General features: G+C 57.9%; 12 protein-coding genes. 7 read left to right on the top strand and 5 right to left on the bottom strand.

All coding sequences use genetic code 11. The annotated features are described in order from the left end of the window. Window positions 1-6: 6 nt before the first annotated feature. A complete protein-coding gene (pyrH, locus tag ACTF58_RS00815; RefSeq protein ID WP_438990057.1) occupies window positions 7-738 on the bottom strand; it encodes a UMP kinase in 732 nt (243 codons plus the stop codon). Window positions 739-869: 131 nt separating this feature from the next. Here pyrH and miaA point away from each other — a divergent pair, with 131 nt between their 5' ends. From miaA to ACTF58_RS00840, 5 genes are all read left to right on the top strand, one after another. Continuing rightward, entirely contained in the window at window positions 870-1,748 is an 879-nt protein-coding gene (gene miaA, locus ACTF58_RS00820) for a tRNA (adenosine(37)-N6)-dimethylallyltransferase MiaA (RefSeq protein ID WP_438990058.1), read from the top strand. A gap of 378 nt (window positions 1,749-2,126) precedes the next feature. After that, entirely contained in the window at window positions 2,127-3,212 is a 1,086-nt protein-coding gene (locus tag ACTF58_RS00825) for an ABC transporter permease (RefSeq protein ID WP_438990059.1), read from the top strand. Window positions 3,213-3,224: 12 nt separating this feature from the next. Further along, the gene (locus tag ACTF58_RS00830; RefSeq protein WP_438990060.1) at window positions 3,225-5,069 is read left to right on the top strand and encodes an ABC transporter permease; all 1,845 of its coding nucleotides are present in this window, start codon (window positions 3,225-3,227) and stop codon (window positions 5,067-5,069) included. A gap of 180 nt (window positions 5,070-5,249) precedes the next feature. Further along, window positions 5,250-7,334, top strand: coding sequence for a dipeptide ABC transporter ATP-binding protein (locus ACTF58_RS00835; RefSeq protein ID WP_438990061.1), 2,085 nt, complete (start codon window positions 5,250-5,252; stop codon window positions 7,332-7,334). A 121-nt stretch (window positions 7,335-7,455) separates the two neighbouring features. Continuing rightward, window positions 7,456-7,998, top strand: coding sequence for a VOC family protein (locus tag ACTF58_RS00840; protein ID WP_438990062.1), 543 nt, complete (start codon window positions 7,456-7,458; stop codon window positions 7,996-7,998). A gap of 18 nt (window positions 7,999-8,016) precedes the next feature. Here ACTF58_RS00840 and ACTF58_RS00845 read toward each other — a convergent pair whose 3' ends face one another. Continuing rightward, complete coding sequence (locus tag ACTF58_RS00845; RefSeq protein ID WP_438990063.1) at window positions 8,017-8,610, bottom strand: lytic transglycosylase domain-containing protein; 594 nt, start codon at window positions 8,608-8,610, stop codon at window positions 8,017-8,019. A gap of 185 nt (window positions 8,611-8,795) precedes the next feature. On the opposite strand from ACTF58_RS00845, the gene ssb reads away from it, so the two are divergent. Continuing rightward, entirely contained in the window at window positions 8,796-9,287 is a 492-nt protein-coding gene (gene ssb, locus ACTF58_RS00850) for a single-stranded DNA-binding protein (protein WP_438990064.1), read from the top strand. A gap of 3 nt (window positions 9,288-9,290) precedes the next feature. Here ssb and ACTF58_RS00855 read toward each other — a convergent pair whose 3' ends face one another. Then, window positions 9,291-10,451 (bottom strand): deoxyguanosinetriphosphate triphosphohydrolase, encoded by a 1,161-nt coding sequence (locus tag ACTF58_RS00855; RefSeq protein WP_438990065.1) that lies wholly within the window; start codon window positions 10,449-10,451, stop codon window positions 9,291-9,293. Between the two features lie 90 nt (window positions 10,452-10,541). On the opposite strand from ACTF58_RS00855, the gene ACTF58_RS00860 reads away from it, so the two are divergent. After that, window positions 10,542-10,865 (top strand): HesB/IscA family protein, encoded by a 324-nt coding sequence (locus tag ACTF58_RS00860; RefSeq protein WP_438990066.1) that lies wholly within the window; start codon window positions 10,542-10,544, stop codon window positions 10,863-10,865. Window positions 10,866-10,881: 16 nt separating this feature from the next. On the opposite strand, the gene ACTF58_RS00865 is transcribed toward ACTF58_RS00860, so the two are convergent. Both ACTF58_RS00865 and ACTF58_RS00870 read right to left on the bottom strand, forming a co-directional pair. After that, on the bottom strand, window positions 10,882-11,940 hold the full coding sequence (locus ACTF58_RS00865) for a DUF6902 family protein (protein WP_438990067.1): 1,059 nt from the start codon (window positions 11,938-11,940) through the stop codon (window positions 10,882-10,884). 86 nt (window positions 11,941-12,026) lie between these two features. Continuing rightward, on the bottom strand, window positions 12,027-12,311 hold the full coding sequence (locus tag ACTF58_RS00870) for a hypothetical protein (RefSeq protein WP_438990068.1): 285 nt from the start codon (window positions 12,309-12,311) through the stop codon (window positions 12,027-12,029). Window positions 12,312-12,420: the final 109 nt, after the last annotated feature.

Consider the following 12,420-nt stretch of genomic DNA (forward strand, 5'->3'; position numbering starts at 1 on the left):
AAAGCCTTAGCCGTGCACCTTTGTATATGTGCCCTCGCCCGCGAGGATGCCCTGAAAGCCGCCGGGCTCGTCAAGGCTAAACACAATGATGGGGAGGTTATTGTCGCGCGCCAGCGCAATCGCGCTGGCGTCCATAACCCCGAGGCGCTTCTGGAGCACCTCATCATAACTCACATGATCATAGCGCACCGCATCCTCAAACTTGGCAGGGTCTTTGTCATAGACGCCGTCGACTTTGGTGCCCTTAAAGATCGCCTCACAGGCCATCTCGTTGGCGCGCAGGGTCGCCGCCGTATCTGTCGTGAAATAAGGGTTGCCCGTTCCGGCCGCAAAGATACAGACCCGCTTTTTCTCAAGGTGGCGCACCGCGCGGCGGCGGATATATGGCTCGGCCACTTCGTTCATCGTGATCGCCGAAATCACACGGGTAAAGACACCAAGGTCTTCCAAAGCACTTTGCATCGCCAGCGCGTTCATCACAGTTGCCAGCATTCCCATATAGTCGGCTGTTGTGCGTTCCATGCCCTGCGCGCTGCCCGACAGCCCGCGAAAAATATTGCCACCGCCAATGACCATACAGATTTCAACGCCCATCTCCTGAACAGACTGCACTTCCCGCGCAATCCGCTGGACAGTCGGCGGATGCAGCCCGAAGCCCTGATCCCCCATCAGCGCCTCACCTGATATCTTGAGCATAACGCGTTTGAAGGTGGTTTTCGGCGCGGCTGGCTCTGACATCTGCGGTCTCCTGATTGGGTTAAGCTTTGCTCTAAATGTCCCAAATCTCGCTCAGGCGCAACGCCCGAAGCGCGCGGCCAAGTCAAAAAGCGCGCTTTGCCCCGCCCTCAAGCTGCGCTAAAGGCAGGCTCATGCTCAAGCTATCCGCCATATCGCCAGAAACGCCCGTGCTCATCGCAGGTCCGACCGCCTCAGGCAAATCCGCCCTCGCGCTTCAGATCGCTGAGGCAGACGGCGGGCTGATTGTGAATGCCGATGCGCTTCAGGTCTATTCCGACTGGCGCGTTTTGACCGCGCGGCCAAGCGCCGAGGAAGAGGCGCGCGCGCCCCATGCGCTCTATGGCCATGTCGCAGGAACCCATCCCTACTCTGTGGGAGAATGGCTCGCCGAGGTGCGCGCTCTTCGCGCGCAGGGCCAGCGCCTGATCATTGTCGGGGGCACGGGCCTTTACTTTGCCGCTCTGACAGAGGGCCTTGCCGCGATTCCCCCCACGTCGCCCGAGGTGCGCGCCAAGGCCGATGCCCTGCGCGCAACGCCCGAAGGCCTGGCCGAGATGATTGCCGCCCTTGACGGCGCCACCGCCGCCAAGATTGATCTGCAAAACCCGATGCGGGTCCAGCGCGCCTATGAGGTCTTGCAAAGCACAGGCCGCACCCTCGCCACATGGCAGGCCGAAACGCCCGCGCCTGATCTGCCCCTCACCGCGGCACAGCCGATCGTTCTGCAAGCGGACAAAGACTGGCTCAACGCCCGAATCGAGCGCCGCTTTGATCTCATGCTGGAGCAAGGCGCGCTCGCCGAGGCCGAGGCCAACCTTGCCCAATGGTCGCCCCAAAACCCCTCTTCCAAAGCCATCGGCGCGCCCGAGCTGATCGCCCATCTCAAAGGCGAGATCAGCCTCAAAGAGGCCCGCGCCCGCGCCATTATCGCCAGTCGCCAATACGCCAAGCGTCAGCGCACCTGGTTTCGCGCCCGCATGGGCGGCTGGCACAGTCTTCCCTTGGGGTGATGCGGCGATAGTCTTTCAGATCAACCCCACACCAACACAGCGCCATGTCGCTTTTGCATCAGTAACACGTCGCAAAATCACAAAAATAATTAAAGCTTCCCATTGACGCGAGGGGCGCAAATATGTGGTTATGGGGAGGTTAAGGGACAAGACTGCGCCAATGCAGCGTGACCTTAACACAAAAGGGAGTGACAAATGCTGCACGACAGTTGCGCGGCTCAAGCCGGTGTTGCCTTACGCACGCCTGCACAGCCTCAGACAGGTTCCGATCTTTGCCTTTCGAGTGTTTCAGACATTCCTTTTTTCTCACACAGCGCCCCGCGCGCCCAATTTTGCAGATGTGCCGCACAGCACATCACCCAGAACAGGGGAACCTAAATGGGACTATTCATCCTTCGACGGCTTGGCGTGATGCTGCTCACAGCGCTCTGCCTGACCTTCGTGGTCTTCTTTCTGACCAATCTCTATCCCAATCTGGAGAAGCTCGCCAAAACCCAAGGCAATATGCGGATGTCTGATGCGCAGGTCTCCTCCTGGCTCGACAATCGCGGCTATACCCAGTCCTTACCCCGCAAATATGCCGAATGGCTTGGCCTCGCGCCGGGCTTCACAGGCGTGAATGCCGAGGGCGAAATGACAGGCCGCTGCCTGCGCCCGGGCGTTGACCCTGCCAATGCGCCGACATTCTGTGGCATCCTTCAAGGCGACTGGGGCTACTCGACTGTTTTCAAAGAGCCGGTCACCGAGATCATCAGCACCCGCCTCTCACTCACCGCCAAGCTGATGTTCTGGGTCATGGTGCTCATGGTGCCCTCCGCTCTTCTGATTGGCGTGCTCGCTGGGATGCGCGAAGGCTCGCGCACCGACCGCACGCTCTCCACCGCCTCAATCGCCACCACAGCGACGCCCGAATATGTCTCGGGCGTGATCTTCATCGCCCTGCTCGCCTCCTCGCGCTTCGGCCTCTCGCCGATCCTTGCCGACGCGGGGCTGATCGAGGGCAAAACTCTCTTCAAAGGCACAGCCACTTCGGCCATGGAATCAGCCAACTTCGAGAACTTCTTTCTCCCCGTGCTCACCATCGCACTTTATGGCATGGGCTATATCGCCCGCATGACCCGCGCCTCCATGGCCGAAGTCATGACAGCGCAATATATCCGAACCGCCCGCCTCAAGGGCGTCGCCTTCCGCAATATTGTCATGCAGCACGCCCTGCGCAACGCGCTGATCGCGCCCTTCACAGTGATCATGCTTCAGCTGCCGTGGCTGCTCAACGGCGTGGTCATTGTCGAGACGCTCTTTAACTACAAGGGCTTCGGCTGGACGCTCGTGCAGGCCGCAGGCAACAACGATATCGAGCTTCTGCTTGGTGTCTCGGTCGTCTCCGTGGTTGTTGTTCTCATCACCCAACTGGTGAGCGATATTGGCTATGTCTTCCTCAACCCGCGCATTCGCATTTCGTAAGGGATATTGAATATGGAACCTCTTACATGGTTTGGCGCATATGCCGGCTTCTTCGGAACCTTCCTCGCCGCCTTCGCAACCCTCGGCGTGCTCTCGGGCCTCTGCGCTATGTTGCTCTCGCTGACAGGCAGCTCGACACGTGGCAGCTTCTCGCTCTTTAACGGGATCGCCGTGGTCACACTGCTGCTCGTCGGGATCGGCTATATCTACAATGCCCTCTCACCAGCCCTCAGCGGCGGCATGGAGCTGGAAGTGCTTGGCAAAATCCTGCTCGGCCTGCTCGCTCTCGGGCTGTTTGCCGCGATGCTCAGCCTCTTTATGAACAGCTTCTTTGATGATCCCGCCGCCACAATGGGCTTTCTCTTTGGCTTTTCGCTCAAGCTGATCGGCCTCACAGTGGCCGCATGGCTTGGCTATACGCTCCTCTTTGCGGGCGCAGGCTTTCGCGAACAGCTCGCCGCAATGGACCCATCCGCTGTGCCCACAGGCGAAGACCTCGCCCAGCAGCAGCGGATCGCAACCATGCAAGGCCGTGGCATCCTCGCCTCAATCGTGATGCGCTTTATGCCAGTCTGGATCGCCCTTGTTGTGCTCTTCTCGCTGTCCTTCACCTACAAGCGCAAGCTTGGCCTCTACGGCAAGCTGTTTGACAACACAGTCGGCATCTTCGGCTTTGGTCTGGTGATGTTCTGGGTCTTCACAGCCGCCTTCAACGGCCTGTTTGACATGATCGCGACACATGGCCCGCTTGAGCAACTCTCGGGCATGAAGAACAAAGTGCCGGGTACGCCCCTGCGCGACCTCTCCGATGGGGCCTACCCGTTCTATCTCCTTGGCGGTGACAACCTTGCGCGTGACGTCTTCTCGCGTGTGGTGACAGGCTCGGTGATTGTGATCATGATCGCGCCGCTGGCCACGCTCTTTGCCTTTATGGTCGGCATCACGCTGGGCTTGCCCGCAGGCTACTTCTCAGGCCCGGCCCTGCGCAAAGGCAGCCTCGGCATGATCGGCACAGCCGTGATCTTCACACTCGCAGCCCTCGCCACAGCATACGGCGGCGGCATGGCCAACTTTTTGTTGCTGGCGGCGCTCCTCGCGGTTCTCTTCGTGCTGATGTTCCGCGCATCGCTGGATACGGTTTTGAGCTTTCTGGCAAACTTGATCATCGCCTTTCCGGTGATCCTGTTGTTCTATCTTCTGGTCACACCAGAGATTGTCGAAACGGGCCTGCCCCAATTCATGGCGGTGGTGCTTTTCAGCTTCCCGCTGATCTTCTGCGGCGTTTTGATCAACTCACGCTTCCAGACAGACCCCGGCAAAAACCGCTTCTGGCTCATGGTGGTTCTGATCCCGATGGCGATCCTCTATCTCGTCACGATCAACGCACCAGACAGCCAGATCAACATTCTGGGCCCGCTTGATTTCTTCAATCCAGCTCCTGGGGTTCTCGTGGTGTTTGTCTCGGTTGTGTTTGTCAACTCACCGACCGTGTTTCGGATCGTGCGTGGCCTTACGCTCGATATCCACAGCCGCGACTATGTGGCCGCCGCCCAAACGCGTGGCGAAGGCCCGTGGTATATCATGCTCTGGGAAATCCTGCCCAACGCGCGCGGGCCGCTGATCGTCGATTTCTGTCTGCGCATCGGCTATACCACAATCCTTCTGGGCACCTTGGGCTTCTTCGGCCTCGGCCTGCCGCCAGAATCTCCTGACTGGGGCAGCACGATCAACGAGGGCCGCAAGCTTTTGTCAATCTATGCGCACCCTGCTCTGCCCCCCGCCATAGCGCTTCTCTCCCTCGTCTTGGGACTGAATCTCTTGGCCGATGGTCTGCGCGAAGAAAGCCTCAAAGACTAATCGCGCGCGCGGCGGCTCTGGCTGCCGCGCCGCCTTGCAATTCTGAACATAACGTTAAGGACAAAGCGAAATGGTTAACGCGAAACACCCCTCAAAAGCCCGTTCGGGCGGTGCACGCTTTGTGCACGGGTTGTGCACGCTTTTCACCCCCCCGTTTTGCGCCTCTTAGGGAGAAAGTTAATGGCTAAAATCGAATATGACGGCCCTATTCTGGAGATCAACAAACTCTCGATTTCCTTCTTCACCCGCCTGCGTGAAATCCCCGCTGTGATGGACTTCTCCGTCTCGGTCGCTCCGGGCGAAGCCGTTGGTTTGGTTGGAGAATCAGGCTGCGGCAAGTCCACAGTGGCGCTCGGCGTCATGCGCGATCTGGGCAAAAACGGCCATATCGTTGGCGGCAGTATCAAGTTCAAGGGCCGCGACATGGCCTCTCTGAGCGAAGACGAGCTGCGCGACATCCGCGGCAACGAAATTGCCATGATATATCAAGAGCCTATGGCCTCCCTGAACCCCGCCATGAAGATCGGCCGCCAGCTTATGGAAGTGCCGATGATCCATGAAGGCGTCAGCGAGGAAGAGGCCTACAACCGCGCCCTTGAGGTCGTCACAGACGTCAAACTCCCCGACCCCGCCCGTATGCTCTCAAGCTATCCCCACCAGCTTTCAGGCGGCCAGCAACAGCGCATCGTGATCGCTATGGCCTTGATGTCAAAGCCTTCTTTGCTGATCTTGGATGAGCCCACCACCGCGCTTGATGTGACGGTCGAGGCGGCTGTCGTGGAGCTGGTCAAGGATCTGGGCAAGAAATACGGCACTTCCATGCTGTTCATTTCCCACAACCTCGGCCTCGTGCTCGAAACCTGTGACCGCATCTGCGTCATGTATTCGGGCGAAGCGGTCGAGCGCGGCGACATCGAAACCGTGTTCAACAATATGCAACACCCTTATACACAAGCGCTTTTCCGCTCCATTCCCCTTCCCGGAGCCAATAAAAACGACCGTCCGCTTGTGGCCATTCCAGGCAACTTTCCCTTGCCCCACGAGCGCCCAAAGGGCTGCAACTTTGGCCCGCGCTGTGACTATTTCGAAGAAGGCCGCTGCGACAAAGAGTTTATTCCAATGCACCCCGCAGATGCCGACGGTGCCCATGAAACCCGCTGCGTTAAATTCAACGAGATAGATTGGAACGCCCCCCTTGTCGCCGCCGACACCAAGACCAAAGGCGAGATCGGTGAGGTCGTCTTGTCTATGAAAAACCTCAAGAAATACTATGAGGTTGCCGCCAATGCCCTCTTCGGGGGCGGTGAAACCCGCGTGGTCAAAGCCAACGAAACCCTGAGCTTTGAAGCGCGCGAAAGTGAAACACTGGCAATCGTCGGCGAGTCGGGCTGCGGGAAATCAACCTTTGCCAAAGTCCTGATGGGCCTTGAAACAGCCACCGACGGTGTGATCGAACTCGACGGCAAAAACATCGGCAGCACCCCGATTGAAAAGCGCGGAGCCAAGACCGTGGCCGATGTGCAAATGGTCTTCCAGAACCCCTTTGACACGCTCAACCCGTCGATGTCCGTGGGCCGCCAGATCATCCGTGCGCTTGAGGTGTTTGACATCGGCGATAGCGACGCCGACCGCCGCGAGCGGATGCTCAAACTGCTCGATCTTGTCAAGCTGCCCCGCGCCTTTGCCGAGCGTATGCCGCGCCAGCTCTCTGGCGGCCAAAAGCAGCGCGTCGGCATTGCCCGCGCCTTTGCTGGCGATGCGCGCATTGTGGTGGCCGACGAGCCTGTGTCGGCGCTTGACGTCTCTGTTCAAGCCGCCGTGACCGACCTTTTGATGGAGATCCAGCGCGAGCATAAGACCACGCTTCTCTTTATCAGTCACGACTTGAGCATCGTGCGCTATCTGTCTGATCGTGTTATGGTAATGTATCTTGGCCATGTGGTCGAGCTGGGCACCACAGACGAGGTTTTTGCGCCGCCCTATCACCCCTATACAGAGGCGCTGCTCTCGGCGGTTCCGATCGCGGATACGAGCATTGTCAAAAAGCACATCGTGCTTGAAGGCGATATCCCCTCCGCCATGAACCCGCCCTCTGGCTGCCCTTTCCAGACGCGCTGCAACTGGAAAAGCAAAGTCGCAGGCGGCCTCTGTGAAAAAGAAGTGCCCCCCGTCAAAGACATGGGCAACGGGCACCAGATCAAATGCCACCTGAGCGATGCGGACCTCAAAGAAATGGAACCCGTGATCAAGCTCGCGGCTGAATAACCCGTAAAGAGCCGCCACCGCGCGGCTCTTTTTTCGCCCATACGGTTACAAATGCAACTTTTCTCTTGATGGTTACAAATGTAACCGTAAAACCGCATTCCAGCTAAAGAAGGAATGCTGCATGAAAATCGAACAGATACACCACGTCGCCTACCGCTGCCGCGACGCGAAAGAAACGGTTGAGTGGTATCATAAAATGCTCAACATGGATTTCATCCTCGCCATCGCCGAAGATCATGTCCCCTCAACCCATGAGCCAGACCCCTATATGCATATCTTCATGGATGCCGGAAACGGCAACGTTCTGGCCTTTTTCGAGCTTCCCACCAAGCCCGACATGGGCCGCGACCCCAACACCCCGATCTGGGTGCAACATATTGCTTTCAAAGTAAAAGGTCGCGCAGAGCTGCTCGCCTTCAAAGACCATCTTGAGGCTGAAGGTGTTGAGGTTCTGGGGCTCACAGATCACTCGATCTTTCACTCGATCTACTTCTTTGACCCCAACGGTCACCGCGTCGAGCTCGCCTGCCCGGACCCCGAAGAAGACGCGCTCCTTGCCAAGCTCGATGCCGTCAAATGGGAGATGCTGGAGGAGTGGAGCCGCACCAAAAAGGCCCCCAAACACGCCGACTGGCTCCATCAAAAAGAGCTTTCAAACATCTGACATAAAAAGGGGAAGCGCTCAGCTTCCCCAAATCACTTTGACATAGTTGCGCGTCTCTTTAAACGGCGGCACACCGCCATATTTCTTCACAGCCCCTGGCCCCGCATTATAAGCCGCAAGCGCCAGCCGCCAAGAACCAAACTCTTGATATTGCGTCTTTAAATAGCGCGCACCGCCCTCCAGATTTTCATATGGATCATGCGGATTGACCCGCAACGCGCGAGCGGTGCCCGGCATCAACTGCGCCAAGCCCAAAGCGCCTTTATGGGAGCGCGCCTTGGCGTTCCAGCCGCTTTCCTGTTGCACCAACCGCAAGAACAGATCGACAGGCACACCATGCTTCTGCGCCGCCTGCTTTGCCATTTTTACATATGGCCCCTTCTGACGGCCCTGATAGGGCTTAAAATCCTGAAGGCCCCATTTTGTCGGTGCCTCGACCTTGGCAGGCTGCAACCGAATAGACGAGGAATACTGCGTCTTGGCACGGGTATCCAGAATACGGGTCTGGGATTTGAACTGTGACGTGCCGTGCTTGGCCCCAAACAAGTCAGCGCCCGCCTCAAGCGGCAGCAAAAACATCATAACAGTCAAACAGACCATCCACTTATGCATATAAACCCGCCCCCAAGATCATGGCGGCACGATACGGAATATGGCCCAAATATCCAGCCCCGTTTGACTTTCAGCCCAAATTCGCCGTTTCCCGCTCATTTGTCTCAAGTTTTATGCTTTCATTAACCCCGCCGTGGTGGTGTAAGCTCTGTCAAACACCAAATAGATTCTCAGAAAGGCGCATCATGGCAGGTTCAGTAAACAAGGTCATTATCATCGGCAACTTGGGGCGCGACCCAGAAGTGCGTACCTTCCAAAACGGCGGCAAAGTCTGCAACCTGCGCATCGCCACCTCCGAGAACTGGAAAGACAAATCAACAGGCGAGCGCCGCGAGAAAACAGAATGGCACTCTGTCGCCATTTTTCAGGAAGGCCTTGTGCGCATCGCCGAGCAATACCTGCGCAAAGGCTCCAAAGTCTATGTCGAAGGCAAGCTGCAAACCCGCAAATGGCAAGACCAGTCTGGCGCCGACCGTTACAGCACCGAAGTTGTGCTGCAAGGCTATGACGGCGTGTTAACAATGCTCGACGGGCGCGGCGAAGGCGGCGGCAATGGTGGCGGTGGTTCCATGGGCGGCGGCAGCTATGGCGGCGGTCAGGACGATCGTTTCGGCGGCCCGTCCGAGCCTCAGCAAATGGGCAACAATTCCGACTTTGACGACGAAATCCCTTTCTAAGGCCTAGTCGGGCAACGCCCCGATCAGACGTTGATACTCCTGAGTGGCAAACCGGTCGGTCATGCCACTCAGGTAATCCGAGACAATGCGCGCCGTTGCGGTGCGGTCTCCCAAGGCTTCGTTGAGCGCCTCATGCCACTCTTCTGGCAAAAGCTCGGGCGTCGCGAGATAGCCTTCAAACAACCCCTCCACAATCAGAGACGCCCGCGCCCGCATGATGACAACAGTCGGCGCGCGATACATCCGCTCAAACAGAAACGCGCGCACCCGCTTCAAATCAGCCCAAAGCGCTGGCGAAAACTGGACCAAAGGCCGCCCCGCCCCGCGCACATCTGTCGCACTCGCGGGCGCAATCTCGGCGGCAATTGCACGGCTCGTCGCGATCACATCCTCCACCAGAACCCCGAAGAAGCGCCTGAGCGCTTCATGCTGTCGCCGCGCTGGCTCCAGCGCAGGATAGCGCGCATCTACCTCGGCAAAACACGCTCCCACAATCGGCAGGTCCAGCAAGTCATCAACCTCAAACAGCCCCGCCCGTAGCCCGTCGTGAATATCATGATGGTTATAGGCAATATCATCGGCCAGCGCCGCAACCTGTGCTTCGGCGCTGGCATGGGTGTGCAGCTCAAGGTCATGCTCTGCGTTATAGCCCGCCAAAGCGTAGGGCACAGGCGCAAGCACTGGTCCATTGTGCTTTGCGATCCCCTCAAGGCACTCCCACGTGAGGTTCAGCCCGTCCCACTCTGCATAATGCCGCTCCAGAGAGGTCACAATCCTGATCGCCTGCGCATTGTGATCAAACCCGCCATAAGGCTGCATCAGAGCGTCAAGCGCGTCCTCGCCCGTATGGCCAAAAGGCGTATGCCCCAAGTCATGCGCCAGCGCGACCGCCTCGGTCAGCTCCGAGTTCAGCCCAAGCGCGCCACAAATCGTGCGCGCCACCTGCGCCACCTCAATCGAATGGGTCAGCCGCGTGCGGTAATAATCGCCCTCATGCTCCAGAAAAACCTGTGTCTTGTGTTTCAAACGGCGAAAGGCGCTGGAATGGATAATCCTGTCCCGATCGCGCTGAAAACAACTGCGAAACGCGCTCTCCCCTTCGGGGTTGAGCCGCCCGCGGGTGTCTTCGGGGCGGCTGGCAAAGGGGGCCATCTCAAATTGCATCGCGTCTCATCCTTGCCGCCGCTGGTTTCGCCCCATATATATTGCATCAAGCCATTAGGTAAACCCGCTAGCCCGTAAGGATCCGCGCCTATGTTCGTGCCGCCCTCCGTCACTCCCAAAGCCTTTGAACAACTCGCCGTTATTGGCGCCAGCAAAGAGGGCAAGGCCCTGCGCGTCGCTGTCGAAGGCGGTGGCTGTTCGGGCTTTCAATACGAGATCAAGCTTGATGAGCCGACGGCCGAAGACCTTGTCCTTGAGGGCGCAGGCGAAAAAGTGGTGATTGACGAAGTCAGCCAGCCCTTCCTCACAGGGGCCAAGATCGACTATGTCGAAGAGCTGATCGGCGCGCGCTTTGTGATAGACAATCCCAACGCCTCAAGCTCCTGCGGGTGTGGCGTGTCCTTCTCTATGTAGACCGCCCCCAAATAAATCAGCCGCGCGCGCGCGCAAAATGCGCAAAAAACCGGTCAAATTCGGGGTAAGCCGCTTCTGCGGTCAACAGATGTGCATAGGCCTCATGCCCAAGCGTGCCTTCAAGATCGCGACGCATCGCCAGCCAGTCTTCATGGCGACGGTCCGCCAGTTGATACAGATGCTCCGAAAGTGCGCGCAAGACGCCGTGATGCCCGTGTGATTTGCGAAAAATCATCCGTTCAGGCGACATCTGCTGCACAAAACTTGCCCCCCCCGACGCCATAGCCAGCCAGTTGCAGGTCAGGTATTCGTGATAGTCGTCAATCGGCGCGCTTGCCTCCGCCGTGACCTGAAAGCGCAGACCAACGGCCTCTACCCAAGCTTCCCACGCCCGAGGCACAGGCTGTCGCGCCGCGCGCAAAGCAAGGCAGACCTCGGCCAGCAAATCCGCGTTTTCATCAATCAGCGCCAGCGTCCCCGCAAACATAAGGCTGCGCACCGCTTCAGCCCCGATATCAGGGTCGCGGCGGCCATAATCGCTCAGATAAAAGACAATATGCGTCAGCTCATAAGCCGCCTTCTTGTTGGGCAGCGAAAATGTCGCGCTATGGGAGATAAAGCGGCGCAGCCGCGCACTCAATGCCCCCTCCAGCGCCAGCGGCCCAATCCCGCCCCGCGCCAAAAGCCGCGCCGCCTCGGCCCGCTGCAAATCACTCAGCTCCGCATCCACAAGCTGCGCCCTATGCGCCCAGTCACAGAGCTGTGCCCCTTTCCCGCCCTCAAAGCCAAGCGCCTCAAGATCGAGCGTAATAGAGAGCAAAAAGCGGTAATATTGCGGAAAAAATCTCAGACGGTTTTCAACATCATTATAAAACACCTCATAGGCGCTCAAAGCCTGCGCACTGAGCTTTTGACCAGAGGTTTCGTGAATATTCAGAAATTCGGCATTTTCCTTAAGCCAGAACACATCATCCCCGATGCGGCGGTGACGGGCAAAGCATTGCGCGAGCGCCGTTTGCTGGCTGTCTTGAGGCGGGACAGGCTTTGAAAAATCCAGTTGAATAACAGTGCCCATCACCTTGCCTCATTCTTTAGTTTTGTGTTGGCAGCAGGCTTGCCGCCCGCGCAAAGGCCCAAGCCCTAAGGCTCGGGCCTCAATGCTCAATCGTCAGAGCAGCAGATAAATAGCTCAACCGCTTCCCCTGCCATAGCGTCCGAACCTGTCGGCTCCGAGCAGCAAATATATGCGCCCGTTGCATCGCCCATCATGGCGTCAGAGCCGGCAGGATCTGAGCAACAGATATATGTGCCTGTGGCGTCACCGGTCGTCATATCTGTGCCGCGTGGCTCAGAACAACAGATCGTCATTTCGGTTCCCCCGCCGTCAAAGAGGCTCATTTCAGTGACGTCAGAGTGCAGTGTGAGTGTTTTACGAAGTGCAGACATTTGGTTCCCTCCAGGTTGTCATGGCCTCATGATTAACCACCTATGGTTGTTTTTCAAGAAGTATTATTCTCCTTAAGGTTGCATTCAAATACGCTTCACAACCCATTGA

It is taken from the genome of Lentibacter sp. (assembly GCF_965657785.1).
In the GTDB taxonomy this organism is placed as follows: Bacteria; Pseudomonadota; Alphaproteobacteria; order Rhodobacterales; family Rhodobacteraceae; genus Lentibacter.